The 25754-nt window shown below is 66.1% G+C and carries 29 protein-coding genes; 14 read left to right on the top strand and 15 right to left on the bottom strand.

The features are described from left to right. Positions 1–37: 37 nt before the first annotated feature. The 8 genes from trmB to G568_RS0102010 all read left to right on the top strand — a co-directional run bounded on the left by trmB (position 38) and on the right by G568_RS0102010 (position 7282). Entirely contained in the window at positions 38–754 is a 717-nt protein-coding gene (gene trmB, locus G568_RS0102045) for a tRNA (guanine(46)-N(7))-methyltransferase TrmB (protein WP_026756485.1), read from the top strand. A 348-nt stretch (positions 755–1102) separates the two neighbouring features. Next, complete coding sequence (gene aroA, locus G568_RS0102040) at positions 1103–2455, top strand: 3-phosphoshikimate 1-carboxyvinyltransferase (protein ID WP_026756484.1); 1353 nt, start codon at positions 1103–1105, stop codon at positions 2453–2455. Positions 2456–2458: 3 nt separating this feature from the next. Then, complete coding sequence (locus G568_RS19605; RefSeq protein ID WP_051202581.1) at positions 2459–2983, top strand: hypothetical protein; 525 nt, start codon at positions 2459–2461, stop codon at positions 2981–2983. Further along, positions 2980–3600 carry a (d)CMP kinase gene (locus G568_RS0102030; RefSeq protein WP_026756483.1) on the top strand — a complete coding sequence of 207 codons (621 nt, stop codon included), beginning with the start codon at positions 2980–2982 and terminating at the stop codon, positions 3598–3600. Before G568_RS19605 ends, G568_RS0102030 begins: the two co-directional genes overlap by 4 nt. 367 nt (positions 3601–3967) lie before the next feature. Further along, a complete protein-coding gene (rpsA, locus tag G568_RS0102025) occupies positions 3968–5656 on the top strand; it encodes a 30S ribosomal protein S1 (protein WP_245582856.1) in 1689 nt (562 codons plus the stop codon). Positions 5657–5918: 262 nt separating this feature from the next. Beyond that, positions 5919–6200: an integration host factor subunit beta gene (ihfB, locus tag G568_RS0102020; RefSeq protein WP_026756481.1), complete on the top strand. Its 282-nt coding sequence runs from the start codon at positions 5919–5921 to the stop codon at positions 6198–6200. A gap of 10 nt (positions 6201–6210) precedes the next feature. Further along, on the top strand, positions 6211–6561 hold the full coding sequence (locus G568_RS0102015) for a lipopolysaccharide assembly protein LapA domain-containing protein (protein ID WP_026756480.1): 351 nt from the start codon (positions 6211–6213) through the stop codon (positions 6559–6561). A 61-nt stretch (positions 6562–6622) separates the two neighbouring features. Then, positions 6623–7282 (top strand): phosphoribosylanthranilate isomerase, encoded by a 660-nt coding sequence (locus G568_RS0102010; protein ID WP_026756479.1) that lies wholly within the window; start codon positions 6623–6625, stop codon positions 7280–7282. A gap of 95 nt (positions 7283–7377) precedes the next feature. Here G568_RS0102010 and G568_RS19870 read toward each other — a convergent pair whose 3' ends face one another. The 4 genes from G568_RS19870 to G568_RS0101990 are packed head-to-tail and all read right to left on the bottom strand — an operon-like array spanning position 7378 to position 9949. Next, the gene (locus tag G568_RS19870) at positions 7378–8106 is read right to left on the bottom strand and encodes a sulfotransferase family 2 domain-containing protein (RefSeq protein ID WP_084627302.1); all 729 of its coding nucleotides are present in this window, start codon (positions 8104–8106) and stop codon (positions 7378–7380) included. Further along, the gene (locus G568_RS0102000) at positions 8103–9176 is read right to left on the bottom strand and encodes a 5-(carboxyamino)imidazole ribonucleotide synthase (RefSeq protein WP_026756477.1); all 1074 of its coding nucleotides are present in this window, start codon (positions 9174–9176) and stop codon (positions 8103–8105) included. The genes G568_RS19870 and G568_RS0102000 overlap by 4 nt, the downstream gene beginning before the upstream one ends. After that, positions 9169–9669 (bottom strand): 5-(carboxyamino)imidazole ribonucleotide mutase, encoded by a 501-nt coding sequence (gene purE, locus G568_RS0101995; RefSeq protein WP_026756476.1) that lies wholly within the window; start codon positions 9667–9669, stop codon positions 9169–9171. Before purE ends, G568_RS0102000 begins: the two co-directional genes overlap by 8 nt. A gap of 55 nt (positions 9670–9724) precedes the next feature. Continuing rightward, complete coding sequence (locus G568_RS0101990) at positions 9725–9949, bottom strand: YdcH family protein (protein WP_026756475.1); 225 nt, start codon at positions 9947–9949, stop codon at positions 9725–9727. 157 nt (positions 9950–10106) lie between these two features. Here G568_RS0101990 and G568_RS0101985 point away from each other — a divergent pair, with 157 nt between their 5' ends. Next, the gene (locus G568_RS0101985) at positions 10107–10520 is read left to right on the top strand and encodes an Hsp20 family protein (RefSeq protein WP_026756474.1); all 414 of its coding nucleotides are present in this window, start codon (positions 10107–10109) and stop codon (positions 10518–10520) included. A gap of 5 nt (positions 10521–10525) precedes the next feature. Then, the gene (locus G568_RS0101980) at positions 10526–10756 is read left to right on the top strand and encodes a DUF1150 family protein (protein ID WP_026756473.1); all 231 of its coding nucleotides are present in this window, start codon (positions 10526–10528) and stop codon (positions 10754–10756) included. Positions 10757–11035: 279 nt separating this feature from the next. On the opposite strand, the gene G568_RS0101975 is transcribed toward G568_RS0101980, so the two are convergent. The 3 genes from G568_RS0101975 to trxB form a co-directional block, all read right to left on the bottom strand. After that, complete coding sequence (locus G568_RS0101975) at positions 11036–11899, bottom strand: ion transporter (RefSeq protein WP_084627309.1); 864 nt, start codon at positions 11897–11899, stop codon at positions 11036–11038. Between the two features lie 162 nt (positions 11900–12061). Next, positions 12062–13768 (bottom strand): bifunctional sulfate adenylyltransferase/adenylylsulfate kinase, encoded by a 1707-nt coding sequence (locus G568_RS0101970; RefSeq protein ID WP_026756471.1) that lies wholly within the window; start codon positions 13766–13768, stop codon positions 12062–12064. A gap of 565 nt (positions 13769–14333) precedes the next feature. Then, a complete protein-coding gene (trxB, locus tag G568_RS17985) occupies positions 14334–15305 on the bottom strand; it encodes a thioredoxin-disulfide reductase (RefSeq protein ID WP_037373461.1) in 972 nt (323 codons plus the stop codon). A gap of 220 nt (positions 15306–15525) precedes the next feature. Between trxB and G568_RS0101960 the strand changes: the two genes are divergently transcribed. Next, entirely contained in the window at positions 15526–16026 is a 501-nt protein-coding gene (locus tag G568_RS0101960; protein WP_026756470.1) for an Lrp/AsnC family transcriptional regulator, read from the top strand. Between the two features lie 69 nt (positions 16027–16095). Here the strand turns inward: G568_RS0101960 and G568_RS20455 are convergent, their stop codons facing one another. The 4 genes from G568_RS20455 to lgt form a co-directional block, all read right to left on the bottom strand. Beyond that, complete coding sequence (locus G568_RS20455) at positions 16096–16239, bottom strand: hypothetical protein (RefSeq protein WP_169576929.1); 144 nt, start codon at positions 16237–16239, stop codon at positions 16096–16098. 141 nt (positions 16240–16380) lie between these two features. After that, entirely contained in the window at positions 16381–17136 is a 756-nt protein-coding gene (gene pgeF, locus G568_RS0101950; protein ID WP_026756469.1) for a peptidoglycan editing factor PgeF, read from the bottom strand. Continuing rightward, positions 17133–18200, bottom strand: coding sequence for a class I SAM-dependent methyltransferase (locus G568_RS0101945; RefSeq protein ID WP_026756468.1), 1068 nt, complete (start codon positions 18198–18200; stop codon positions 17133–17135). The genes pgeF and G568_RS0101945 overlap by 4 nt, the downstream gene beginning before the upstream one ends. After that, complete coding sequence (gene lgt, locus G568_RS0101940; RefSeq protein WP_026756467.1) at positions 18197–19090, bottom strand: prolipoprotein diacylglyceryl transferase; 894 nt, start codon at positions 19088–19090, stop codon at positions 18197–18199. The genes G568_RS0101945 and lgt overlap by 4 nt, the downstream gene beginning before the upstream one ends. A 95-nt stretch (positions 19091–19185) precedes the next feature. On the opposite strand from lgt, the gene G568_RS0101935 reads away from it, so the two are divergent. Then, entirely contained in the window at positions 19186–19476 is a 291-nt protein-coding gene (locus G568_RS0101935) for an accessory factor UbiK family protein (RefSeq protein WP_026756466.1), read from the top strand. Between the two features lie 13 nt (positions 19477–19489). Here G568_RS0101935 and modC read toward each other — a convergent pair whose 3' ends face one another. From modC to G568_RS0101915, 4 genes are all read right to left on the bottom strand, one after another. Next, entirely contained in the window at positions 19490–20587 is a 1098-nt protein-coding gene (gene modC, locus G568_RS0101930; protein WP_342664598.1) for a molybdenum ABC transporter ATP-binding protein, read from the bottom strand. 5 nt (positions 20588–20592) lie between these two features. After that, positions 20593–21276: a molybdate ABC transporter permease subunit gene (gene modB, locus G568_RS0101925; RefSeq protein WP_026756464.1), complete on the bottom strand. Its 684-nt coding sequence runs from the start codon at positions 21274–21276 to the stop codon at positions 20593–20595. Further along, complete coding sequence (gene modA / locus G568_RS0101920) at positions 21273–22079, bottom strand: molybdate ABC transporter substrate-binding protein (protein ID WP_051202579.1); 807 nt, start codon at positions 22077–22079, stop codon at positions 21273–21275. Before modA ends, modB begins: the two co-directional genes overlap by 4 nt. Before the next feature lie 126 nt (positions 22080–22205). Continuing rightward, entirely contained in the window at positions 22206–22712 is a 507-nt protein-coding gene (locus tag G568_RS0101915; RefSeq protein WP_026756462.1) for an SH3 domain-containing protein, read from the bottom strand. Positions 22713–22826: 114 nt separating this feature from the next. Here G568_RS0101915 and G568_RS0101910 point away from each other — a divergent pair, with 114 nt between their 5' ends. Beyond that, a complete protein-coding gene (locus G568_RS0101910; protein ID WP_026756461.1) occupies positions 22827–23813 on the top strand; it encodes a 2-hydroxyacid dehydrogenase in 987 nt (328 codons plus the stop codon). A 142-nt stretch (positions 23814–23955) separates the two neighbouring features. Then, positions 23956–25752, top strand: a complete 1797-nt coding sequence (gene ggt / locus G568_RS0101905) for a gamma-glutamyltransferase (RefSeq protein ID WP_157084232.1) — start codon at positions 23956–23958, stop codon at positions 25750–25752. The last annotated feature ends 2 nt before the right edge of the window (positions 25753–25754 follow it).

Here is a 25754-nt window from a genome sequence, read left to right as displayed (position 1 = left end):
GATTGATCCGGCCGGGGCGAGGCGCTAAGGGACCGGCATGACGCAAGGCAAGCATCCCACTGGCGCCCCGTGGCGCAATTTCTACGGCCGGTTCAAGGGCAAGCCGCTCAAGCCGTCGCAAGAGGCGTATCTGGACGAGGACCTCGCTGCGCTGTCGCCCGGCCCGGTTGGCTGGGACGTGAACCCCGAGCGCAGGCCTTTGGACCTGCAGGCGCTGTTCGGGGGGCGCGATGTTTGGCTTGAGGTGGGGTTTGGCGGCGGTGAGCACATGGTGCACCAGGCCGCCCGCACGCCCGAGGTGGGGCTGATCGGGTGCGAGCCGTACATCAACGGGGTGGCGATGCTGCTGGGCAAGATCCGGGCGGCGGGGGTGGACAACATCCGCGTGCACCCCGGCGATGTGCGCGATCTTTTCGACGTGCTCCCCGATGCCAGCATCGCGCGGGCGTTCCTGCTCTATCCCGATCCGTGGCCCAAGGCGCGCCACCATCGCCGCCGTTTCGTCACGCCCGAGCATCTTGAACCGCTGGCGCGGGTGCTGAGGCCGGGGGCGGAGTTCCGGGTGGCGACGGATATTCCCGATTACGTGCGCCAGACGCTTGAGCAGGTTCCGCGCCACGGGTTCGAGTGGCTGGCCGAGCGGCCCGGCGATTGGCGCGAGCCGTGGGATGATTGGATCTCGACCCGCTACGAACAAAAGGCGTTGCGCGAGGGGCGGGTGCCGCATTACCTGACCTTTCGGCGGAGCGGGTAGGGTTTAACGCTGGATATTATGGTTCTGGGGTGTAGGAATGGGCCGTTGTTTCCGATCGATATAGCGCCCTGCGCGAAATAGCGGCCGAAGGGCGCCGCGCAGCGCCCGACCGCCCCCTCGGGCGGGCGCTTTTGCGGCGTATCATGCCGACGAAAACGAGGAGGTATTTGGCTGGCATAAAGCGCGCTACACGAGGGTTGCAGCGCCCACCCGGCGGCCGGGCACTGCGCAGCACCTCAACCACGCCCCCGGCGTCAGGTATCAAACACCGGCGCCGCTTGTGATGGACGCGGGCGCGCGGCCTTGCTATCACCCGGCGCAAAGCGTTTCCCCCCGAAAGGATGCCCCATGTCCGGCCATGCCGCCCCCGTTCCGATGATCTCGACCGCGCAAGGGCCGCTGACGGGGCTGGCGCATGTGCCCGGCGACAAGTCGATCAGCCACCGGACGCTGATCCTGGGGGCGCTGTCGGTGGGCGAGACGCGGATCACCGGCCTGCTTGAGGGCGAGGACGTTCTGGATACCGGCCGCGCGATGCGCGCCTTCGGCGCCGAGGTGGCCCGGGACGAGGATGGCACGTGGCACGTGCACGGCGTCGGCGTGGGCGGCTTTGCCGAGCCCGGCGGCGTCATCGATTGCGGCAATTCGGGCACCGGCGTGCGGCTGATCATGGGGGCGATGGCGACCTCGCCGATCACCGCCACCTTCACCGGCGATGCCAGTCTGAACGCGCGGCCGATGGCGCGGGTAACCGATCCGCTGGCGCAGTTTGGCGCGTGCACGTATGGCCGCGCGGGCGGGCGCCTGCCGATGACGGTGGTGGGCGCGGCCGATCCAGTGCCGGTGCGTTATACCGTGCCGGTGCCGTCGGCGCAGGTGAAATCGGCGGTGCTGCTGGCGGGGCTGAACGCGCCGGGCGAGACGGTCGTGATCGAGGCCGCGGCGACGCGCGATCATACCGAGCGGATGCTGGCGGGCTTTGGCGCCGAGATCGCCGTGCGCGACGTGGCCGAGGGCCGCGAGATCACCCTGACGGGCCGGCCCGAGCTGCGGCCGCAGGACATCGTCGTGCCGCGCGATCCCTCCAGCGCGGCGTTCCCGGTCTGCGCGGCGCTGATCGTGCCGGGCTCGGACGTGCTGGTGCCGAATATCGGGCTGAACCCGACGCGGGCGGGACTGTTCTACACCTTGCAGGACATGGGCGCGGACCTGACGTTCGAGAACATGCGCGAGGAGGGCGGCGAGCCGGTGGCGGACCTGCGGGCGAAATATTCGCCCGACATGCACGGCATCGAGGTGCCGCCCGAGCGCGCCGCCAGCATGATCGACGAATACCCGGTCCTGTCGGTGGTCGCGGCCAATGCCACGGGGGCGACGGTGATGCGCGGGGTGGCCGAGCTGCGGGTCAAGGAAAGCGACCGGATCGCGGCGATGGCAACGGGCCTGCGCGCCGCCGGTGTCGAGGTCGAGGATGGCCCCGATTGGTGGATCGTGCACGGCTGTGGCGCGGGCAATGTGCCCGGCGGCGCGCAGGCGGCCAGCCACCTGGACCACCGGATCGCGATGTCATTCCTGGTGATGGGACTGGCCAGCGAGCGGCCGATGCGCGTCGATGACGGCGCGCCGATCGCCACCTCGTTCCCGGTGTTCGAGCCGTTGATGACCGGGCTGGGCGCCGATATCCGCCGCAGCGGGGCCTAGGCCATGCGGCGGGTGTTCGTGGCCACGCTGGCGCTGACGCTGATCAATTACCTGGCGATGCTGCTATGGACCTTGCCGGCGCTGATCGAGGCCGCCGGCGGGCTGCGCCCGTTCGATTTGCGACCGCTTGGCTATGACTTGTCGCAGGCGCGCGGGTATCTTGGGGCGCTGCCGGGGGAGGCGCGCGATCTGTACCTGACTGCGCAGCATTGGTTGGATACCACGTACCCGGCGCTTTTGGCGCTGTCGCTGATCCTGGCGCTGCATTTGCTGTTGGGCGCGCGCGGGGTGTGGCTGGCGCGGGCGGGCAGCGTGGTTGCGGTGCTGGGCGCGGTGGCTGATTATGTGGAAAACGCGGCGGTTGCGGCCCTGTTGCGCGCGGGCGCCGAGGGTGTCACGCAGGGCATGGTTGCATGGGCCAGCGCGTGGACGGTGGCGAAATCGGCGGCAACGGGCGCGGTGATGACGGTCGCCCTCGCCGCCGCGATCGCGGCGCTTTGGCACCGGTGGAAAAGGAGCATGAAGTGAGTTTCACAATCGCGATCGACGGGCCGGCAGCGGCCGGCAAGGGCACGGTAAGCCGCGCCGTGGCGGGGCATTTCGGGCTGGCCTACCTCGATACCGGGCTGCTGTATCGCGTGGTGGGTCGCAAGGTGCTGGACGGGGTCGAGCCGGTCGAGGCCGCGCAGGGCCTGGTGGCCGAGGATTTGCGCGCCGAGGGGCTGCGCGGCGCCGATGTGGCGCAGGCGGCCAGCCGTGTCGCCGCCATCCCCGAGGTGCGCGCGGCGCTGGTGGATTTTCAGCGCGCCTTTGCCCGGCGCGCGGGCGGCGCGGTTCTGGACGGGCGCGACATCGGCACGGTGATCTGCCCCGAGGCGGAGGCCAAGCTGTTTGTCACCGCCAGCGCCGAGGTGCGCGCGCGGCGCCGGTGGCTGGAGCTGCGCGAGGCGGGCAGCGACGTGGAGCTTGAGGCGGTCCTGGCCGATGTGCACGAGCGCGACGCCCGCGACACGGAGCGCAGCGAGGCGCCGCTGCGCCCGGCGGATGACGCGGTGGTGCTGGATACCTCGGACCTGAGCATCGAGGAAGCGGTGGCGCAGGCCGTCGCGGCGGTGAACGCCGCGCGCGACGCGGCGCCCGGTTGAGGGGGCGCGCATCGGCGGGTTGGTGATGGCCTCTCATACAGTGCCCCGCGCGAAATAGCGGCCGCGGGCCGCCGATTGTCTCAGCAGTTCCAGGTCATAACCGGCAATGCCCCGGCCAACTCCCGCGTGGCGGAGTATAAATCAAAGGTTAGGCTTGATTGATGTGTGCATGCACAGTATAGACCCCCCGTCGAGAAGGGCGCCAAAGCCACAAGACCGAAGCATACAGGCAGGGTCGGGATGCAACCGGCCCTCTTTCGTTTTTGTGGCGGCCTTATGTGTGTGGCGTCAAGTGACCAAACCCCAAGACCGGCGGAGACAACCGCACGGCCGGAAACAGTTGTAGAATAGGAAACCGTAAGACCACATGGCTCAAAACGCATCCATGGAGGAATTCGAAGCCCTCCTGAACGAAAGCTTCGAAATGGACACCCCCGAAGAGGGCAGTGTCGTGACCGGCAAAGTCATCGCCATCGAGGCGGGACAAGCCATCATCGATGTCGGCTACAAGATGGAAGGCCGCGTCGAGCTCAAGGAATTCGCAAATCCCGGAGAAGACCCCGAAATCAGCGTGGGCGACGAGGTGGAGGTGTTCCTTCGCCAGGTCGAGAATGCCCGCGGCGAAGCGGTCATCAGCCGTGAGATGGCCCGCCGCGAAGCCGCGTGGGACCGCCTGGAGAAAGCCTATGCCGCCGAGGAACGCGTCGAAGGCGCGATCTTTGGCCGCGTGAAGGGCGGCTTTACGGTCGATCTGGGCGGCGCCGTGGCGTTCCTGCCCGGCAGCCAGGTGGACGTGCGCCCCGTACGCGACGCCGGCCCCCTGATGGGTCTCAAGCAGCCGTTCCAGATCCTCAAGATGGACCGCCGCCGTGGCAACATCGTCGTGTCGCGCCGCGCCATCCTGGAAGAAAGCCGCGCCGAACAGCGCGCCGAGGTCATCGCCAACCTGACCGAGGGTCAGACCGTCGAAGGTGTTGTCAAGAACATCACCGAGTACGGCGCCTTCGTCGATCTGGGCGGTGTTGACGGCCTTCTGCACGTCACCGACATGGCATGGCGCCGGGTCAACCACCCGTCCGAGATCGTGTCGATCGGCGAGACGATCAACGTGCAGGTCATCAAGATCAACAAGGAAACCCACCGTATCAGCCTGGGCATGAAGCAGCTTCAGGAAGATCCCTGGGACCTGGTGGCAACCAAGTATCCGCTGGACAGCGTGCACACCGGCCGCGTCACCAACATCACCGATTACGGCGCCTTCGTGGAGCTGGAGCCGGGGATCGAGGGGCTGGTTCACGTCAGCGAGATGTCCTGGACCAAGAAGAACGTGCATCCCGGCAAGATCGTTTCGACCAGCCAGGAAGTCGAGGTCATGGTTCTGGATATCGACCCGGCCAAGCGCCGTGTCAGCCTTGGCCTGAAGCAGACGCAGCGCAACCCGTGGGAAGTGTTCGCAGAGACCCATCCCGAGGGAACGCAGGTTGAAGGTGAGGTCAAGAACATCACCGAGTTCGGCCTGTTCATCGGCCTGGAAGGCGACATCGACGGCATGGTTCACCTCAGCGATCTGAGCTGGGACGAGCGTGGCGAGGATGCGATCCAGAACTACCACAAGGGCGACGTCGTTCAGGCGGTCGTGCTGGATGTGGATGTCGAGAAAGAGCGCATTTCCCTGTCGATCAAGGCCATGGGCGGCGACAAGTTCGCCGAGGTCGTGGGCGGCGTGAAGCGCGGCTCGGTCATCACGGTGGAAGTCACCGCGATCGAGGATGGCGGCATCGAGGTGGAATACGAAGGGATGAAGAGCTTCATCCGTCGCTCCGACCTGAGCCGCGACCGTGCCGAGCAGCGCCCCGAGCGGTTCTCGGTCGGCGATAAGGTTGACGTGCGCGTGACCAATGTCGATGCCAAGTCCCGCCGTCTGGGCCTGTCGATCAAGGCGCGCGAGATCGCCGAGGAAAAAGAGGCCGTGGAACAGTACGGCAGCTCGGATTCCGGCGCATCGCTGGGCGATATCCTTGGCGCGGCCCTCAAGGGCGACGAAGACGAGAAGTAAATCCCCACAGCGGGAAGACGCGGCGGCCCCGTCCCGAAAGGGCGGGGCCGTTCGCATTTGCCGCGAATCGGCAGCCGGCCGTGCCGCGCTCCGCGCGCGCCGATGGCGCCATCCGGCGCGCGCGGCAGGCAAAAATCCGGCCGATAATCGGCAAGAAACCGACAATCGGTCGATTTCGTGCTTCGTTCCGGTTTCCGATCACGTTTATTGTTCCTATGGTTAGCGCGAATGGCGTCCATAAGAACGATCGGGGGGATGGTCGATGATCAGATCTGAATTGATCCAGCAGATCGCGGATGAAAACCCGCACTTGTACCAACGCGATGTCGAGAAGATCGTGAACACGATCTTTGAAGAGATCACCAACGCGATGGCGCGCGGCGACCGGGTGGAGCTTCGCGGGTTCGGCGCGTTCTCGGTCAAGAAGCGGGACGCGCGGATTGGCCGCAACCCGCGAACCGGGGAATCGGTGCATGTTGAGGAAAAGCATGTGCCGTTCTTCAAGACCGGCAAGCTGCTGCGCGATCGCCTGAACGGAAAGTGAGCCCGAGCCGATGCGATACATTCGCTATGCCCTGATTGCCGCGCTGGCGGTGATCCTGATTACCGTGGCATTGGCCAATCGCGGTATCGTCACGCTACGGCTGCTGCCCGACGCGTTGGCGGGGTTTGTCGGGGCGCCGCTGGCCATCGACGTGCCGCTGTATATCGTGATATTCGCCGGGATCGTGGCAGGGCTGCTGATCGGGTTCGTGTGGGAATGGCTGCGCGAGCACAAGCACCGCGCCGATGCGGCCCGCAAGGCGCGCGAGGTGTCCGCGATGAAGCGCGAGCTGTCGCGCGTGAAAGGCCAGCGCGACGAGGGCAAGGACGAGGTTCTGGCGCTTCTGGACGAGGTGAGCTGAGGCGCGCCCCGCCCGCGCGGCGGGGCCTGCCGGGCAAGACAGGCGGTTTGGGCGGTTTGGTATGACATCCGACATTGCGGTCAAGATCTGCGGCCTGACGCGGCCCGAGCACGTGCGCGCGGCGGCGGCGGCGGGCGCGACCTATGGCGGGTTCGTGTTCTTCGAGAAATCACCGCGGCACCTGACGCCCGCGCAGGCGCGCGCGCTGGCGCTGGAGGCGCCGCCGGGGCTGGCCAAGGTGGCGCTTGTGGTCAACGCGAGCGATGCGGACCTGGACGAGATCACAGCGCAGGTGCCGCTGGACATGTTGCAACTGCATGGCCGCGAGACGCCGCAGCGGGTTGCGGAACTGCGCGCACGGTACGGCCTGCCGGTGATGAAGGCCGTGGGCGTGGCCACCGAGGACGATCTGCCCGCGCTGGAGGAATACGGCCGCGTCGCCGATCAGTTGCTGGTCGATGCCAAACCGGCCGAGGGGGCCGCGCTGCCGGGGGGCAATGGGCTGTCGTTTGATTGGCGGCTGATTTCGGGGCGGCGCTGGCCGGTGCCGTGGATGCTGGCCGGGGGGCTGACGCCCGGGAACGTGGCAGCGGCGATCCGCCTGACGGGGGCGCGGCAGGTAGACGTGTCATCGGGCGTTGAAAGCGCGCCGGGGCAGAAGGACGAGGCCCTGATCCGCGCATTTGTCGCGGCGGCGAAAGGGGCTGTGCAGGGCGGCTGAGGGCGCGCGCCTGCCCGTGGGGTGGCGCCGTCCGGCGCCTTTGGCGCTATTCGGGCGGGGCGCGCGTTATTGCCCGGACGTTGCTTGGCTATCGTTTATGTCTTTGGGAAAGGGTAGCCGAAGAACTCATAGTCACGCCTGTAGTATTCCGCGACCATGGATTTCAGTTTTTTCAGCTCGCTGTTTGAAACTTTCAGGATATCGGCGTCTGAATATCCTGACTTGCGTGATGAGTTTTTCTTGGGAAGATTGTTTTGACTCGTGGTGATGCCGTGATCTTTCAGGGTTTTCCACCAGAATTCTGAAAGTTCGGTTTTCAATATAAGATCGGCCTGTGGCTTCTGGCTGGATGGAAAGGTTGCCCAATCTACCTGATGGCCAAGGTTTTCTGGATGCTGCTTGATGAATTCAAAAAATGTGAATGCATCCATTTTCTTTAACGCGTCTCCATAGTGGTTATAGAGAGCTCCCTTGTACGGGCCGTTCACAAAAAATGAGTAACCCGACACAAATCGATCGAATGGATCTCGTGCTGCTACAATAGAGTAGGTTCTGAGCCATTTTGATTCCCGCATAACGTGGCGCGGCATCGAATGGGTGGTTCCGGAATTTCCGAGCATGGATTTGAGAGATGTGCCGCCACACTTTGGATTATGAATCAGTATTACCGGGTATCCGTTGACGAAATACTGTGTCTTGTAGGGGGTGGGAATAATGTTCAGGTACTTGTAAATGCGTTTCGTTGCGAAATAAATACATTTACCAATGGGATTTCTTCTTAGCTGCGGAGGAAGTTTCCTGTTTGTTTCGACACATTGCCTCATTGTGTGTTTATGATCCGGTTGACGTGGCCCATCTTGCGACCGGGGCGGGACTCGGACTTGCCGTAAAGGTGGAGGGCGGCGCGCGTCTCTTGTGCGATCTGCGGCACGCGGTCCACGTCATCGCCGATCAGGTTTTCCATCACCACGTCGCAGTGGCGGGCGCCATCGGCCAGCGGCCAGCCGGCGACGGCGCGGATGTGCTGCTCGAACTGGTCAACGGCGCAGCCTTGTTGCGTCCAGTGGCCGGAATTGTGCACGCGCGGGGCGATTTCATTGACCACGAGGCCATCCGTCGTGACGAACAGTTCGACCCCCAGAACGCCAACATAATGCAATGCGTTCAGGATGTTGGCGGATAGGAGCACCGCATCGCTGCGCTGTGCGGCGCTGAGGCGGGCGGGCACGGTGGTGGTGCGCAGAATGCCGCTCTCGTGCACGTTTTCGCCCGGGTCGAAACAGGCCACCGACCCGTCCAGCCCGCGCGCGGCAATGACCGATACCTCGTGGCTGAAATCAATGACCCCTTCCAGGATGGCGGGGGCGCCGGCCATGTCCGCGAGGGCCTGATCGGCGTCGGTCAGGGCGTTGATGCGGGCCTGCCCCTTGCCGTCATAGCCAAAGCGGCGGGTCTTGAGGATCGCGGGCGTGCCGATCTCGACCAGAGCTTCGGCGAGGTCCTCTTCGTCGTCGACGGCGGCGAAGGGGGCGGTGCGCAGCCCGTGCTCGGACAGGAACGCCTTTTCGGTCAGGCGGTCCTGGCTGATCGCGAGGGCGCGGCGGCCGGGGTGTATGGGGCGCAGCGTCTCCAGCAGGTTCAGCGCCTCGGTCGGGATATTCTCGAACTCGTAGGTGATGACATCGACCGCTTCGGCAAAGGCGCGCAGGGCCGCGTCGTCGTCATAGCGGGCGGTCGTCAGGGAATGGGCGACATCGGCGGCGGGGGGCTGTGCGCCCGGCTCGAATATATGGGTGCGGTAGCCAAGGCGCGCGGCCGCAACCGAGAGCATGCGGCCCAACTGTCCGCCGCCAAGAATGCCGATGGTGCTACCGGGGGCGAGGGGCTCAGTCATCGGTTGGCTCCTGCGGGATAGAGGCGGAAAGATCGGCGCGCCACGTATCGAGGCGCGCGGCCAGGTCTGCATCGTCCAGCGCAAGGATCTGCGCCGCCATCAGCCCGGCATTGGCCGCGCCCGCCGCGCCGATCGCCATCGTGGCCACCGGGAAGCCGCGCGGCATTTGCACGATGGAATAGAGGCTATCCACCCCCGAAAGCGCGCGGGTCTGCACCGGCACGCCGATCACCGGCACGCGGGTTTTCGACGCCATCATGCCTGGCAGGTGCGCCGCGCCGCCCGCGCCGGCGATGATTACCCGCAGGCCCCGGTCAACCGCGGTGCGGCCGTATTCCCAAAGGCGGTCGGGGGTGCGGTGCGCCGAGACGATGCGCGCCTCATGCGCGATGCCGAGGGTATCAAGGATTTCGGCGGCCTCGCGCATGGTGGCCCAGTCGGATTGACTGCCCATGATGATGCCGACCTGAACCTGTGTGTGTGCCTGTGTCATATCGCGTGCGCGCGCCCCATGTTTCCTTGGCGCGCACTATACCCAAGGGCGGGGGTTACGCAATGATGTCGGGCAGCAAACGATCCTCGATCCGGGCGATCAGGTCCTTGAGTTGCAGCTTTTTCTTCTTGAGGCGCTGCACGGTCAGTTGATCGCCGGTGCCCTTTTCGGTGAGGGCTTGAATCGCCTCGTCGAGGTCGCGATGCTCGCGGCGGAATACCTCCAGCTCGACGCGCAACACGTCGTCGGATTTCATGGAAATGTCGGTTTGGGCATTCATGAACGGTGATTCCATTTGTCAGGCGGGTGCCCAAGGATACTGAAAACCGGCGCGTAGGCAAAGGCCTTGCACGGGCGGGGTCATGTGCCCATATTTACCGTGTGGGTCGCCGCAACGGGGCCCGATTTAGGACTGTCGCTTGAACAAGGACGTGTCGATGAGCAAACTTTCCCTGGGGTCGCACCCCTATCTGCTGGGGTTCGAGCAGCTAGAGCGGTTGCTGGAACGGAACGCGAAATCCGGCAACGAGGGCTATCCGCCCTTCAATATCGAACAGACATCCGATGATACCTACCGCATCACGCTGGCGGTGGCGGGCTTTGCCGAAGAGGATCTGTCGATCACCGTCGAGGACCGGCAACTGGTGATCCGGGGCCGGCAACGCGACGATGGCGAGGACCGGGTGTTCCTGCATCGCGGCATCGCGGCGCGGCAATTCCAGCGGTCCTTCGTGTTGGCCGACGGCGTCGAAGTGGGGCAGGCGGTCATGGAGAACGGCCTGCTGCATGTTGATCTGTCGCGCGCGCGGCCCGACACGGTTGTTCAGACGATCCAGATCAGGAAGGGGTGATAGACATGGATACCAGGTACGAATTTGACACGAACCGCGAGGATCGCATTGTGTATGTGCGCCCGGTCAAGGTAGCCGACCTGCCCGAGGAAGTCCGCGAGCAGGTCGAGGAAGGGGCGGAGACGCTCTATGCCGTGCATGACAGCAACGGTCAGCAACTGGCGCTGGTGGGCGATCGGCAGATGGCCTTCGTGCTGGCGCGGCAGAACGACCTGGCGCCGGTGACGGTGCATTAAGAGGGCGCTTGCGTTCGGGTGGCGTGTGGCCTGTTGCAGACATCTCATATAACGCCCTGCGCGGAGTAAAGGCGCGTAGCGCCGGGCCGCCCCCCGGCACGGCGATCGGGCTGACACCTGCGCACGGCTCTGATCTTATTCGGATTTGGCTGGAATAAAGTGCCCCCCGCACCAGCGGAGGATCGCCGCACCGCTGCCCGACTATGCGCGGCTTCTCAGCCGGTCGCGCGATGTGCGTTCAAGGCCAGTCCCATCCACGCTTTGAGCATCGGCCCTTCTCTACCGCTTCAACGTCTCGACTTCGCGGCGCAGGGCGCGCAGCTCGGTTATGATCTCGTCGTGGTGGCCCTGGCTTTCGTCGATTATGTGCTCGGCCTCTTCGGCGGCTTCGGCCTCGTGCTGGCGCTGGATGGCGTCCACCACGATACCGATGAACAGGTTCAGAACGGTGAACGAGGTCAGCAGGATGAAGGGCAGGAAATACGCCCAGGCCAGTGGGTACACTTCCATCACCGGGCGCACGATGCCCATTGACCAGCTTTCCAGCGTCATGATCTGGAACAGGCTGTAGAGCGACGCGCCGATGGTGCCGAACCATTCGGGGAACGCGGCGCCAAACATCTTGGTCGCGATCACCGCGAAGATATAAAACACCAGCAAAAGCAGCCCTATGATCGAACCGATCCCCGGGATCGACGCGACCAGTGCGCCCACCACGCGGCGCATCGACGGCACGGCAGAGACCAGCCGCAGCACCCGCAGGATACGCAGCGCGCGCAGCGCCGAGAGGCTACCGGTGGCCGGGATCAGGGCGATGGCAACCACCGCCGTGTCAAACAGGTTCCACGGGTCGCGGTGAAACCGGGTGCGGTAAACCAGCAGCTTGGCCAGGATCTCGGCCACGAAAATCGACAGGAACACCTTGTCGATCACGACCAGCAGAGGCCCGGCGGCGGCCATGACCGATTGACTGGTCTCTAGTCCCAGCGTGACCGCGTTGAGCGCGATCAGCACGATGATCGCGTTCTGGAAGCGCGCCGATTCCAGCACGTCCTGCAGGCGGCCGATCAGGCCGGTTTGCCGCGGCGGAATGCGGCGCAGGTCGGGGGTGTCGTTGGTGGTGGTCTGTCTGGTGTTGTGCATCTGGGCCGGTCCGGTCTCATGGTCTGCGGCTTGTAGATGGGGCATGGCGCGGGCAAACGAAAGGGGCGGCGCGCGCATTTGTGCCGAGATGGCCGATATATGTGCAAACGCCCCGCCGGGACGGGGCGTTTTCGTGCTGTGATACCCGCGCGGGCCTTACGATCAGTGCGCGATCAGGCCCAGTTGTTCGAGCTTGAGCACCACCTGGTGCGCGCAGTGGTCCACCTCGACGCCTTCGGTGTCGACGACCAGCTCGGCCTGGGTGGGGGCCTCGTAGGGGTCGGAAATGCCGGTGAATTCCTTGATCTTGCCCTCGCGCGCGAGCTTGTAGAGACCCTTGCGGTCGCGCCGCTCGCATTCCTCGAGCGAGGTGGCGACGTGCACCTCGACGAAGGCGCCATAGGATTCGATCATCTCGCGCACGGCCCGCCGCGTCGCGGTGTAGGGCGCGATCGGGGCGCAGATGGCGATACCACCGTTCTTGGTGATCTCGGAGGCGACATAGCCGATGCGCTGAATATTCAGATCGCGATGTTCCTTGGAAAAGCCCAGCTCGGAGCTGAGGTTTTTGCGCACCACGTCGCCATCCAGAAGGGTGACGGGCCGGCCGCCCATCTCCATCAGCTTGACCATCAGCGCGTTGGCGATGGTGGATTTGCCCGAGCCCGACAGCCCGGTGAAAAACACGGTAAACCCTTGTTTCGCGCGGGCCGGCGAGGTGCGGCGCAGTTCCTTGACCACCTCGGGGAACGAGAACCATTCGGGGATCTCGAGCCCCTCGCGCAGGCGGCGGCGCAGCTCGGTGCCCGAGATGTTGAGGACGGTCACGCCCTCTTCGATCTCGTCGGCAGGCTCGTACTGGGCGCGTTCCTGCACGTAGACCATATGTTTGAAGTCCACCATTTCGACGCCGATTTCGTCCTGGTGCTGACGGAACAGGTCCTGTGCGTCGTAGGGGCCGTAGAAATCATCGCCGGCCGAGTTCTTGCCCGGCCCGGCGTGGTCGCGGCCCACGATGAAGTGGGTGCAGCCGTGGTTGGCGCGGATCAGGCCGTGCCACACCGCCTCGCGCGGGCCAGCCATGCGCATGGCGAGGTTCAGCAAACTCATCGAGGTGGTGGAGCCGGGATACTTGTCGATCACCGCCTCGTAGCAGCGCACGCGCGTGAAATGGTCCACGTCGCCGGGTTTGGTCATGCCCACGACGGGGTGGATCAGCAGGTTTGCCTGCGCCTCCTTGGCGGCGCGGAACGTCAGTTCCTGGTGCGCGCGGTGCAGCGGGTTGCGCGTCTGGAAGGCGACGACGCGGCGCCAGCCCAGTTTGCGGAACATGGCGCGCAATTCGTTGGGGGTGTCGCGGCGCGATTTGAAATCATAGTGCACGGGCTGCTGGATGCCGGTGACGGGGCCGCCGAGATAGATCTTGCCGGCCTGGTTGTGCAGGTAGTTCACAGCCGGGTGCGCGCTATCGTCGGCACCGAACACCTTTGCGGCCTCGTGGGATTTGTCGGGCTGCCAGCGGTCGGTCACGGTCATGGTGGCAAGGATCACGCCCTCCTGGTCGCGCAGGGCGATGTCCTGGCCCGGCTCGATGCCCTCGGCGAAGTCCTCGCTCACATCAAGGGTGATGGGCATTGGCCACAGCGTGCCGTTGGCAAGGCGCATGTTGTCCACGACGCTGTTGTAGTCGGCTTCGGTCAGGAACCCCTTGAGCGGGTTGAAGCCGCCGTTCATCAGCAGTTCTAGATCGCAGATCTGGCGCGGCGACAGATCCCAGCTGGTCAGGTTGCCGGCCTCGTGCTTGAGCTTCTGGGCGGAATCGTAGGAGACATAAAGCTCGGGGATCGGCGTCAAATTGGACAGTGACATTTTGTATTCTCTCGGTTTTCAATCGGGACGGTGCCGGGGCGGGGACCCGGGGTCAGCGCGACCTAGACCCCGGGAGGGGGCAAATTCAAGCTGTCTTTGCCGATACCGCGTATTTCGGACGAATGTGGCGCCTTTTTGCCCCTTTGGGGGACATTTTTGCGCGGTAGACGCCGCAAGCAAGTCAGTGTTCGCGCCCTGCCTTCCCGGTCGGGGAGGTCAGGGGCGCGGGCGCTGCGCAAGGCGATCCTATCGGGCGGTCCTTTGCATTTCGGGGTGCAAGTTCAGGTGAGGGCGCTGTGACTTTGGGGTTTGGCACCAATGCGCGGAATCGAGGCGCGCTTGCGCGCCGCCGCGCAGCGCCCGGCCGCCCCCGTCGCACCAGAGGTGCGCCGCTTATCGTCGGCATGCCTCCGGCGTGACGGGCGGGGGCTTTGGCGGGCGTATCACGCCGCTGAGAACGAAGAAGTATTTGGCGGGCATAAAGTGCGTAACATACCCGTATCCGCGCCCACCCGGTGGCCGGGCACAGCGCGGCCCCTCAACCGTGCCCTGACTGCACGTGCAGTCAGGCGCTTTGTTCGGCCGGGGCTTCTTCGTCCTCCAGCGCGGCGATGAACTGTTCGGCGTCGAGCGCTGCCATGCAGCCCATCCCGGCCGAGGTGACGGCCTGCCGGTAGTGGTCGTCGGTCAGGTCGCCGGCGGCAAAAACGCCCGGCACCGAGGTTCGGGTGCTGCCGGGCTGCACCTTGACGTAGCCGTTGCTGTGCATCTCCAGCTTGTCCTTGACCAGCTCGTTCGCGGGGGCGTGGCCGATCGCGATGAACACGCCCTTGCAGGGGATTTCCCGCGTCTCGCCGGTCTTGGTATGACGTACGCGCACGCCGGTGACGCCCTTGGGGGTGTCATCGCCCAGCACCTCGTCGAGCTGGTGAAACCAGAGCGGCTCGATCTTGGGGTTCTTCAACAGGCGGTCTTGCAGGATCTTCTCGGCGCGCAACTCGTCGCGGCGGTGGATCAGCGTGACCTTGGAGGCGAAGTTGGTCAGGAACAGCGCCTCTTCCACGGCGGTGTTGCCGCCGCCGACCACGACGATTTCCTCGCCCCGGTAGAAGAACCCGTCGCATGTGGCGCAGGCCGAGACGCCAAAGCCCTTGAACGCCTCCTCGGATGGCAGGCCCAGCCACTTGGCGCGGGCGCCGGTGGCGAGGATCACCGCGTCGGCGGTATAGATGGTGCCGCTATCGCCGGTGGCGGTGAAGGGGCGTTTGTCGAGGTCCAGGTCGGTGATGATGTCGGTGACCACGTCACAGCCTACGGCCTTGGCGTGGGCCTCCATCCTGAGCATCAGGTCGGGGCCTTGCACCTCGGTATCGCCGGGCCAGTTTTCGACCTCGGTTGTGGTGGTAAGCTGACCGCCCGGTTCGATCCCCTGCACAAGGATCGGCTCCAGCATGGCGCGGCTGGCATAGACGGCGGCGGTGTATCCGGCCGGGCCGGAGCCGATGATCAGAACCTTGGTGTGACGTGTTTCGGCCATGTCGGGCCCTCCGGGAAATTGCGGCAATCGGGTTGCGTTGTCGGTCGTTCGAGCGGATATAACCCCGCCAGTGCCGCGCTGAAACCCCCCGTTGCAGGCAAGTGGCGATTCCGTCGCATGCCGGCGTAATTGTGAAATGATCTTGCGTCATGGCGAAAGAATATTGCGTGTGCCCCGCGCGGTGTTATAAGAATTCCATTCCAATAGGAGATGACAGACGATGCCCGTGTCCCGGCTTGACCCGATTGACCGCAAGATTCTGGCCGAGTTGCAGGCCGATGGGCGCATGACCAATGTCGAGCTTGCCCGCCGCGTCGGGATCTCGGCGCCGCCGTGCCTGCGCCGGGTGCGTACGCTTGAGGATGCAGGGTTCATCCGCGGCTACCACGCGCAGGTGGATGCGCGCGAGTTGGGCTTCGAGGTACAGGTGTTCGCAATGGTGGGCCTGCAAAGCCAGGCCGAGGCGGACCTGAGCGCGTTCGAGGCGCGCTGCCGCGACTGGCCGCTGGTGCGGGAGTGTCATATGCTCAACGGTGAGGTGGATTTCATCTTGAAATGCGTGGCGCCGGACCTGAGCACGTTCCAGAGTTTCCTGACCGAGGAGCTGACGGCGGCCGATAACGTGGCCAGCGTCAAGACATCGCTGGTGATCCGCGGCGCCAAGGACGATCCGGGCGTGCCGTTCGAGGTTCTGGAGGACCGGCTGAGCCGTATGGCGTGAGGGTTAGGCGCGGCAGGCCGGGGCGGCGGTTGATGCCCGTAGGTCGTAGTGCCCTGCGCGGCCCTTCTATCAGGCGCAGCGCACCTTGGCTTTGGGGGCGTCGCGCCGTGCGATCATTTCGGCCCGGCGGGCGCCGCGTTGCCACGGCAGGGCGGTGGTTTCGGTCTTGGCGGTCTCAATGGCCGACTTCATCCAGCGGGGTTGCTTGCGCATGTCTTGATCTCCTGCCTGTATGCCCTTTTCGGGCTGTAACTTGTTGCTAACCAATATCGGCGGGCAATGCGGCGGGGATGGGGCAAGATCGCGGTGATTTTGCAGGAACCATGTGGCCCGGGAACACGTAAACGCCAGATTTCACAGCCGGATCGTTGAGATCAGCCGCCCGTAATCGGCCTGCCCCTGGTGCGTGGCGCGCCGGTAGGAATAGAACCGCTCGGGGTCGGAATAGGTGCAATGGCGCGTCCATTCGGCGTGCCCGATGCCGGCGCTGCGCATCCGGTGCAGGCCGAACGCAGGCAGGTCGAACAGCAGCCTGTCGCCGTCCCCTTGCGCGAAAAAGCGGCCGTTTTCGGGGTCGTCGGCCATGAAATCTTCCATGAACTCGGGGCCGACCTCGTAGGCGCCCTGGCTGATGGTGGGGCCGATCACGGCGGTGATGCCTGCGCGGCTGGCGCCCAATGCCACCATCGCATCCAGCGTCGCCTCGAGCACACCATCGAGCGTCCCGCGCCACCCCGCATGCGCCGCGCCGATCACGCCCGCGTCCGGGTCCGCGAAAAGAACCGGCTGGCAATCGGCGGTCAGCACCGCCAGCGCAAGACCGGGTGTCGCGGTGACCATGGCATCGGCCCGCGGCCGGTCCGAGGGTGGCTCGGCGATGGTGATCACGTCGGCCGAATGGACCTGGTTCACGCTGACGAGGTGGGTGTCGGGCAATTCCATCGCGCTGGCCACGCGGGCGCGGTTGATCGACACGATCTCGGATTGATCTGATGAGCCGGGGCCGCAGTTGAGCCCGGCAAATACCCCCGACGAGGCCCCGCCGCGCCGTGTAAAGAACCCGTGGCGCATGGGGGCGAGGGCGTCGGAGGTGAGGATTTCCAGGGTCATTGGCTTAATCCGGGCGGAGGGTCTGTATTGGCGGGACGCAAGGCTATCACCTTGAAGAGCGTCCCCATTTCATCGGGGTGCGTCAAGCGCCGATGTGCAGCGACATGCGCATCCAGCGCCTCGCCCGACAGGTGCGCGGCCAGTGCCTGCGCCCGCGTGGTGATGCCGAGACGTTCCAGGAATACACCTTGGGGCGTCAGGCGGGTATGGGCCGCGGGCGCGGCGGCACTGGCCAGCGATTCGAAATCCACATGCGCGGTGAGGTCCGCTGTTCCCGGCGCCTCTAGCGGGTCGGCGTGGGCGTGGCCGCGCAGGGCCTGGAACGTGTCGCCAAGACTACGCCATTCGCCGTAATCGATGATCAGCGCCGCGCCGCCCCGCGCGGCGATCCGTGCGCCGATGGTGGCGGCGATGGCGGTGCCGGGCACGCAGGTTTCTATCAGGTCGCCGTCGCGGGTATCCGCGATCCGGTGGGCCAGCGCGGGCTGCGGCGTGGCATCGGTCAGGCCGAAGGCAAGCGCGCCGTCCTCGTCCGCGCCGATGCGGCGCTCGCGCCAGCCGTCCCCGTCGCGGATGAACTGGCGAATTGGTAGCGCGTCGAAAAACTCGTTCGCGACAAGGAACAGGGGTAAATCGGGCAGGTCCGCGACATTGTCGTACCACGTGGCATCGTGGCCCTGTAGGGCCTGCGCCTGCGCATCGCGCAGGGGCTGCGACGCCTCGACCAGGCAAAGGCGCATGGCGGCGTGAAACCCGGGAACCGCGCGCGTGGCGCGCAGGATGTCGGCCATCAGCGTGCCGCGCCCCGGTCCCAGCTCGGCCAGGGCAAAGGGCGTGCCCCCCCCCTGATCCATCCATGATTGTGCGAGCGCGAGGCCGATCAACTCGCCGAACATCTGGCTGATTTCCGGGGCGGTCGTGAAATCCCCCGCCGCGCCAAGCGGGTCGCGCGTGGCGTAATAGCCCCAATCGGGATGCAGCAGGCAATCGGCCATGTAATCGGCGATGCTGAGCGGGCCATCGGCGTTGATGCGGGCCACAAGATGCGCGTGCAGCCCGGTCATGCCCGCGCCAGCCGGTTCGCCGCCACGATCAGGGCCAGCCCCACCAGCAGCATAGGCAGCGACAGAAGCTGCCCCATGCTCAGCCCCCAGTCGCCCAGGCGCAGGACATGACCAAGCGGGTTGTCCGGCGTGATGAATTGCGCGTCGGCCTGGCGGAAATGCTCGACAATGACGCGCGCGGCGCCGTAGCCCGCGAGGAACACGCCGAAGATGCGGCCGGGCACGTGCAGCGCGCCGCGACGGAATGCCAGCCACAGCAGCACCGCCAGCAGCAGCGCGCCCTCCAGCGCCGCCTCGTAGAGTTGCGAGGGGTGGCGGGCGCAGATCTCGCCCAATGGCTGACCGCAGGCCTGCGCGGCGGCGCCGGGAAAGGCCACGCCCCACGGCAGGTCGGTCGGGCGGCCCCACAGCTCGGCGTTGATGAAGTTGGCGATCCGTCCCAGCAGCAGGCCAACCGGCGCGCCCAAAACGATGGTGTCCCCGGCGGACAGGATCGGGATACGGTGCCGCGCGCAATAGACCAGCGTGGCGATCACCACGCCAAGGAAGCCGCCGTGAAACGACATGCCACCTTGCCATATGCGCAGGATCTCCAGCGGGTTTTGCAGGTAATAGCCGGGTTGGTAGAACAGCACGAATCCAAGCCGCCCGCCAAGGATGATGCCCAGCACGATCCATGTCAGCAAATCCTCAAGCTGCCGGGCGGTCATTGGCGGGATCTGCGCGCGCCACAGCGCGGGGCGCCGCAGCGCCGCCAGCGAAATGCGCCATGCGACAAGGATGCCCACGATATAGGCCAGCGCGTACCAGCGCAGGGCGAACTCCATCCCGAAGAGGGGGAGCGTGAAAATCTCGGGCGAGATATCTGGAAACTCGATCATGGCCTGCATTTGATGCTCCGTGCGGTCGGGTGGGGCGATGTCGCGCTTGTGGTGCGGCGGCCCGCGCTCCATATAGGGGGTAAAGGCAAAGCTGGAGACCCGCAATGCAGACCCGCAACAAGATACTCGACGACATGTCGCAATTGATGACCAATGCCATGGGCGTGGCGCAGGGCGCGCGCACCGAGGCCGAGACGGCGATGAAATCCATGATCGACCGTTGGCTGGCGGATCGCGATTTCGTCACGCGCGAGGAATTCGACGCCGTGCGCGCCATGGCGCAAAAGGCGCGCGAGGAAAACGAGGCGTTGAAGGCGCGGCTCGATGCGCTTGAGGCGAAGGCGAATGCCCCGGCCAAGGCCAGCAAACCGGCCAAGGCCGCCGCCAAGAAATAGGCGGCGCGCGGGGTTATTGCGTGCCGTTGGTGCCGACATCGGTTTGCGCGATGGACACCGATTTCACGATTGCGTGACAGGCGACGCCGGGGTGCAGCCCCATCTCGTCGGCCGAGCGGCGCGTGATTCGCGCCAGCAGGTCGTCATCGCCGACGCGCAGCTTGACGATCACGCCGGGACCGTCGCCGCGCCGGACCTCGGTGATGGTGCCGGGCAGGATGTTCAGCGCCGACAGCCCCGCAGGGCGGGTGCGCGACAGAATCACCTCGTGCGCGGCGATGCGCAGGCGCAGGGCCGTGCCCGGGGCGGCCTGCACGCGCGGCAGGAACAGCTGCCCGCCCGATACCCCCAGTTCGGTCAACCCGTCATCGTGATGGCGCGTCACGCGCGCGGGCATCAGCGCGCCCATTTCGCGCACACCGATGGCGTCGGCCATGCCGGGATCCGAGAGCAGCTCGGCCACGGGCCCGGCCCTGAGCACGCGGCCCGCGCGCATCATGACCATGTGATCGGCAAGGCGTGCCACCTCGGACAGGTCGTGGCTGACATAGACGATGGGGATCGTGGCGTGATCGCGCAGGCGCTCGATATAGGGCATGATCGCGGCCTTGCGGCCCGCGTCCAGCGCCGCCAGCGGCTCGTCCATCAGCAGGAGCCGCGGCGCCGTCAGGAGGGCACGGGCGATGGCGACGCGCTGTCGCTGGCCGCCCGAGAGGGTATCGGGGCGGCGGTCCAGCAGATCGTGCAGATCGAGCGCGGCGATGGCTTGTGCCTCGTCCGGCTGTGCGCCCGCCCGCCGGGCACGGCGCGCGGCAAAGCGCAGGTTTCCCGCGACGCTAAGGTGGCCAAAGAGGCGCGCATCCTGAAACACGTATCCGATGCCGCGCTTGTGCGGCGGGGTTGTGCGGGATGTGCCCTGCCATTGTGTCCCGTCAAAGCGCACGGTGCCGCGCGCGCCGCGCTCAAGCCCCGCGATCACCCGCAGCAGGGTGGATTTGCCGCAGCCCGACGGCCCGAACACCGCCGTCAGGCCGCGCGCGGGGAGGTCATGGGAAAAGTCCAGCGTGAAATCGGGATAATCCAGCCGGATATCGAGCGAAAGCATCGTCATCCGCGTCACCAGCCGCCCGCGTGGATCGGAAAGCGGCGGTTGGTGGCATAGACCCCCACCAGCACGACAAAGGAAAACACCAGAAGGATCGCCGACAACGTATGCGCCTGCGCGTAGTTCAGGGTCTCGACATGCTCATAGATGGCGATCGAGATGACCTGCGTGCGGCCGGGAATGTTGCCGCCGACCATCAGCACCACGCCGAACTCGCCGATGGTGTGGGCAAAGCTGAGGACAATCGCGGTCAGGTATCCGCGCAGGGCCAGTGGCGACGCGACGCTCAGGAACCTGTCGAGCGGCGAGGCGCGCAGCATCGCCGCCGCCTCAAGAGGCGCGCGCCCGACCGTCTCGAACGCCGATTGCAGGGGCTGAACGGTGAACGGCAGCGAATAGAGCACCGAGGCCACCACCAGCCCCGCGAAGGAAAACGTCAGCGCGTTGCCGGTCGCGTCGCGCCACATCCCGCCCAGTGGGCTGCTGGGGCTGAGCGCGACCAGCAGGTAAAAGCCCAGAACCGTGGGCGGCAGCACCAGCGGCAGCGCGGTGATTGCCTCGATCACCGGCTTGGCGCGGCTACGGGTATGGGCCAGCCACCACGCCAGCGGCGTGCCCAGGATCAGCAGGATCACCGTCGCCCAGCCCGCCAACCGCAAGCTGAGCAAGAGGGGGGCGAGATCGGGCAGGGTCACTGCGGGTCTTCCACGCCGTAGCCGAACCGCGTGATCACCTCGCGGGCGGCATCGCTGTGCAGGTAGTCCAGAAACGCGCGCGCGGCGGCGTTGTCCGCACCAACGGCTAGGAGCACCGCGTCCTGGCGGATCGGGTCGTGATACGCGGTGGGGACGGGCCATACGCTACCGGGGGCGGTGTTGCGCGGGGACGCGGCGTATGACCCGGCCACCAGCCCGAGCGCGGCGTTGCCCGTGGCCACCATCGAAAACGTCTGGCCGATGTTCTGTCCCATCACGATCCTGTCGCTCAGCCTGTCGCGCAGCCCCATGTGATCCAACGCCTGCGCTGCCGCCAGACCATAGGGCGCCAGATCGGGGTTGGCCATGGCGAGGTGCTCGAAATCGCCATTGGCAAGGGTTTCTTCGCCGTTCTGGCCGATGCGGTCGGGGTCCGGGCTCCATAGTACCAGTTGCCCGGTGGCGTAGGTGCGGCGGGTGCCGGGGACGGCGTGGCCTTCCTCCAGCAGGCGGCGGGGCCGCTCCTGATCGGCGGCCAGCAGCGCATCGAACGGCGCCCCCTTGGTGATCTGCGCGTATAGCTTACCGGTGGAGCCGATGGTCAGCGTCAGTTCATGGCCGGTCTCGGCGTTGAACGCAGGCGCCAGCGATTGGGCCGTCTCGGCAAAATTCGCCGCTACGGCGATCAGCGCGCTTTCGGCCGCGGCCATGCGCGGCACCGGCGCGAGCAGGGACAGCGACAGGCCGATCAGCGCAAGGATTCTGGTCGCGCGGGGGCGCTGCGCCGTGGGGGTATGGGGCATGGGGCCTCTCCGTTATATTTTATGGGAAATATTGCAGGGAGCGCAAGTGACTACAAGCCATATTTTCCGTCAAACATAACGCCCATCGGACCCCGCCCGGGGCCGTGCCCGCCAGTGCCCGCCTCGTCACTCGATGATTTCGTCCGCGCGCACGCCCCATAGCCCCTCTTTCAGGGCCCAGCCGTCATACCCATCGACCGACAGCGCGCACCAGGTCTTGTCGCAGCTTTCAACATGGGCGATCACGCCCAGTTCCAGCCGTGCAACGACCGGCGTGTCGGACACCGGCCGGGAGTTCAGCGCCAGCATGTCGCGCGTCACGATTACGGTGCGCGTGCCTGATAGCAACGAGTAATGCACCCAGCCGCCGGCGCCATCGCGGTCACGTACGCGGCGCCAATGGCCATGCTCGGCGGTGATCTCAACAGGGATGTCGCGCCGCTTGAACACCCAGTCGATCCTGTGGGTCAGCGAGGGCCCGCGCCGCACGTTGGCCTCGGACGCCTTGACCGACACGAACCGCGGCAGCGGCAGGTTGGTGACCGGCCCGCGCTCTTGCGCAAGGGTCGCGGTGGCGGGGGCCGACAGAAGCAGGACCACCAGAAAGGCAAGCCGTTTCGCGCACAAAATCATTGCAGGGCCTGTACGTAGTTCTTGAAATGTCGACGTCGGTTCTTGTGCCGCCGCTGCTCGTGCGCCACTCTGACACCGGAGCGGCGGTTTGAAAAGCACGAAGGGAGAGCAGCCATGCCAACGGGACGTTTGAGTGTTGTCGTTACACGACGCTTGCCGGAAGCGGTTGAAACCCGCATGAAGGAATTGTTCAACGTCAGGCTGCGCGACGACGATACGCCGATGACGCGCGAGGAACTGGTCGATGCGGTCAGGCAGGCCGACGTTCTGGTGCCGACGCTGACCGATGATATCGACGCGGGGCTGCTGGGGCAGGCGGGGCCGCAGCTCAAGCTGATTGCGAATTACGGCGCGGGGGTCGACCATATCGATGTCTCCACCGCCCGGCAGCGTGGCATCCTTGTCTCCAACACGCCCGGCGTGCTGACCGATGACACCGCGGACATGACGATGGCGCTGATCCTCGCGGTGACGCGCCGCATTCCCGAGGGGCTGGCCGTGATGCAATCGCACGATTGGCAGGGCTGGTCGCCCACGGCCCTACTGGGCGGGCGCGTCGGCGGGCGGCGTTTGGGTATCCTGGGGATGGGCCGCATCGGGCAGGCGGTGGCGCGGCGCGCCCGGGCGTTCGGCATGCAGATCCACTACCACAACCGAAACCCCTTGCGCGAAGAGATCGAGGATGAACTTGAGGCGACTTATTGGGAAAGCCTCGACCAGATGGTCGCGCGGATGGACGTGATCTCGATCAACTGCCCGCACACGCCCTCGACCTTCCACTTGATGAACGCGCGGCGGCTCAAGCTGATGAAACCCGAGGCGGTGATCGTCAACACCTCGCGCGGCGAGGTCATCGACGAGAACGCGCTGACCCGGATGCTGCGCGCGGGCGAGATCGCCGGCGCCGGTCTGGATGTCTATGAGCGCGGCCATTCGATCAACCCGCGCCTGCGCGAGCTGAAGAACGTGGTGCTGCTGCCGCATATGGGATCGGCCACGCGCGAGGGGCGGATGGAGATGGGTGAAAAGGTGATCATCAACATCAAGACCTTCCACGACGGCCACCGCCCCCCCGATCAGGTCGTCCCCTCGATGCTGTAACGCCCCCGAACGGGTTTCTTCTGGCTCTAAATATCCCGGGGGAGGCGCCGCAGGCGACGGGGGCAGAGCCCCCTATCCCTTGCCGCATGCCCCATTGCCCGTGCACAGTGGGTGCGATGATACAGTGATCGGAGGGGCCATGATGACACGCGGTGGATGGATGGGTGTTGCGCTTGCGGCGCTATTGGCGTGGCCGGGTGGCCCTAGCGCGGCGCAGCAGGCCGCCGATGCCGTCAGCCCCGAGGCGGCGGGCGCCGGGGCGCTGGCGCTCACCCCCGAGGTTGCGGCGGCGCAAGAGGCCAAGGCGGCCGGGCGTTCGGTCAAGGCGCGCGAGTGGATGGTGGCGGTGGCCAATCCGCACGCTGCAATGGCCGGCGCGCGGGTGCTGCGCGCGGGTGGCACGGCGGCCGATGCGATGGTCGCGGTACAGGCCGTTCTGGGGCTGGTGGAGCCGCAAAGCTCGGGCCTTGGCGGTGGCGCGTTCCTGCTGTGGTATGACGCGCAGGCCGGCGCGCTAACCACGCTGGACGGGCGCGAAACCGCGCCGATGGTGGCCACGCCGACGTTGTTTCAGGACGAAGATGGCGCGCCGCTTGGCTTTTTCGAGGCGGTCGTGGGCGGCTTGTCGGTGGGCACGCCGGGCACGCCCGCGCTGATGCAGGCGGCGCATGAAAGGTGGGGGCGGTTGCCTTGGCCGGGGCTGTTCAAGGACGCGATCACGCTGGCCGAGGATGGCTTTGACGTCAGCCCGCGCTTGGCTGGCCTGGTGGACCGCGATGCCGCGCGGTTGGCGGTGCACCCTGAGACCGCGCGCTATTTCCTGCCGGGCGGCGCGCCGCTGGCCGAGGGGGATATGCTGCGCAACCCTGCCTATGCCGATGTCCTGCGCCTTATCGGGCGGCAGGGCGCGGAGGCGTTTTATACCGGCGCGCTGGCCGAGGATATCGTCGCGGCGGTGCACGGCGCCGCGCGGCCGGGGCTTTTGAGCCTGCGGGATCTTGAGGGCTATGCGGTCAAGGAGCGCGCGCCGGTTTGCGCGCCCTATCGCGGGCATGACGTGTGCGGCATGGGGCCGCCGTCGTCGGGGGGCCTGACGGTGGGGCAGATCCTTGGCCTTCTGGAGGGGTACGACCTTACTGCCCTCGGCCCGCGTAGCGCGCGGGCGTGGCGCCTGATCGGGGATGCCAGCCGCCTGGCGTTTGCCGACAGGGGCCGCTACATGGCCGATAGCGATTTCGTGCCGGTGCCGGCCAAGGGGCTGCTGGCGCCCGATTACCTTGCCCGGCGCGCCGAGGCGCTAGAGGGCGATGCCGCGCTTCGGGATGTCGCGCCTGGCATGCCGGAATTCGATCATGCGGGCCTTTGGGGGCCGGGCGGGACGCTGTCGCAGCCTGCTACATCGCATATCTCGATCGTTGATGGCTACGGCAACGCCCTGTCGATGACCACGACCATCGAGAACGCCTTTGGCAGCCGGGTGATGGTGCGCGGCATGCTGCTTAACAATGAGCTGACCGATTTCTCGTTTCGCACGCACCGCGATGGGCGGCCGGTGGCCAATGCGGTGGCGCCGGGCAAGCGGCCGCGCTCGTCCATGGCGCCGACCATCGTGATGCGCGGCGGCGCGCCGGTTCTCGTGCTGGGTAGTCCCGGCGGCAGCCGCATCATCGGCTATGTCGCGCAGGCGCTGATCGCGCAACTGGATTGGGGTATGGATGTGCAGCAGGCCGCCGCAATGGGGCATCTCGTCAACCGTTTCGGCACCTTTGATATTGAGCGCGGCACGCGGGCCGAGGCATTGGCCGCGCCGCTGGCCGATCTTGGCTACGAGGTGGAGCCGCGCGCGATGACATCGGGCCTGCACCTGATCGCGCTGACGCCCGATGGCTTGCGCGGCGGCGCCGATCCGCGCCGCGAGGGGGTGGCCCTGGGGCAGTAGCG

This window comes from Sediminimonas qiaohouensis DSM 21189 (genome assembly GCF_000423645.1).
Lineage (GTDB): Bacteria > Pseudomonadota > Alphaproteobacteria > Rhodobacterales > Rhodobacteraceae > Sediminimonas > Sediminimonas qiaohouensis.
Note: the sequence above shows the minus strand (reverse complement) of the source record. Positions and strands in the feature narration are given on the sequence as shown.

Coding starts and splice junctions, on each gene's coding strand:
- lgt (WP_026756467.1), bottom strand. CDS start 19,090: ATGCAGGCCATGATCGAGTTTCCAGATATCTCGCCCGAGATTTTCACG.
- G568_RS0101970 (WP_026756471.1), bottom strand. CDS start 13,768: ATGTCACTGTCCAATTTGACGCCGATCCCCGAGCTTTATGTCTCCTAC.
- G568_RS0102010 (WP_026756479.1), top strand. CDS start 6,623: ATGACATCCGACATTGCGGTCAAGATCTGCGGCCTGACGCGGCCCGAG.
- G568_RS0101945 (WP_026756468.1), bottom strand. CDS start 18,200: ATGACCGGGCTGCACGCGCATCTTGTGGCCCGCATCAACGCCGATGGC.
- aroA (WP_026756484.1), top strand. CDS start 1,103: ATGTCCGGCCATGCCGCCCCCGTTCCGATGATCTCGACCGCGCAAGGG.
- pgeF (WP_026756469.1), bottom strand. CDS start 17,136: ATGACCCTGGAAATCCTCACCTCCGACGCCCTCGCCCCCATGCGCCAC.
- G568_RS0101935 (WP_026756466.1), top strand. CDS start 19,186: ATGCAGACCCGCAACAAGATACTCGACGACATGTCGCAATTGATGACC.
- G568_RS0102000 (WP_026756477.1), bottom strand. CDS start 9,176: ATGACTGAGCCCCTCGCCCCCGGTAGCACCATCGGCATTCTTGGCGGC.
- G568_RS19870 (WP_084627302.1), bottom strand. CDS start 8,106: ATGAGGCAATGTGTCGAAACAAACAGGAAACTTCCTCCGCAGCTAAGA.
- G568_RS0101915 (WP_026756462.1), bottom strand. CDS start 22,712: ATGATTTTGTGCGCGAAACGGCTTGCCTTTCTGGTGGTCCTGCTTCTG.
- G568_RS0101975 (WP_084627309.1), bottom strand. CDS start 11,899: ATGCACAACACCAGACAGACCACCACCAACGACACCCCCGACCTGCGC.
- G568_RS0101960 (WP_026756470.1), top strand. CDS start 15,526: ATGCCCGTGTCCCGGCTTGACCCGATTGACCGCAAGATTCTGGCCGAG.
- ihfB (WP_026756481.1), top strand. CDS start 5,919: ATGATCAGATCTGAATTGATCCAGCAGATCGCGGATGAAAACCCGCAC.
- trxB (WP_037373461.1), bottom strand. CDS start 15,305: ATGGCCGAAACACGTCACACCAAGGTTCTGATCATCGGCTCCGGCCCG.
- G568_RS0101985 (WP_026756474.1), top strand. CDS start 10,107: ATGAGCAAACTTTCCCTGGGGTCGCACCCCTATCTGCTGGGGTTCGAG.
- G568_RS19605 (WP_051202581.1), top strand. CDS start 2,459: ATGCGGCGGGTGTTCGTGGCCACGCTGGCGCTGACGCTGATCAATTAC.
- modC (WP_342664598.1), bottom strand. CDS start 20,587: ATGACGATGCTTTCGCTCGATATCCGGCTGGATTATCCCGATTTCACG.
- purE (WP_026756476.1), bottom strand. CDS start 9,669: ATGACACAGGCACACACACAGGTTCAGGTCGGCATCATCATGGGCAGT.
- G568_RS0101990 (WP_026756475.1), bottom strand. CDS start 9,949: ATGAATGCCCAAACCGACATTTCCATGAAATCCGACGACGTGTTGCGC.
- rpsA (WP_245582856.1), top strand. CDS start 3,968: ATGGCTCAAAACGCATCCATGGAGGAATTCGAAGCCCTCCTGAACGAA.
- G568_RS0101980 (WP_026756473.1), top strand. CDS start 10,526: ATGGATACCAGGTACGAATTTGACACGAACCGCGAGGATCGCATTGTG.
- ggt (WP_157084232.1), top strand. CDS start 23,956: ATGACACGCGGTGGATGGATGGGTGTTGCGCTTGCGGCGCTATTGGCG.
- G568_RS20455 (WP_169576929.1), bottom strand. CDS start 16,239: ATGCGCAAGCAACCCCGCTGGATGAAGTCGGCCATTGAGACCGCCAAG.
- trmB (WP_026756485.1), top strand. CDS start 38: ATGACGCAAGGCAAGCATCCCACTGGCGCCCCGTGGCGCAATTTCTAC.
- G568_RS0101910 (WP_026756461.1), top strand. CDS start 22,827: ATGCCAACGGGACGTTTGAGTGTTGTCGTTACACGACGCTTGCCGGAA.
- G568_RS0102015 (WP_026756480.1), top strand. CDS start 6,211: ATGCGATACATTCGCTATGCCCTGATTGCCGCGCTGGCGGTGATCCTG.
- modA (WP_051202579.1), bottom strand. CDS start 22,079: ATGCCCCATACCCCCACGGCGCAGCGCCCCCGCGCGACCAGAATCCTT.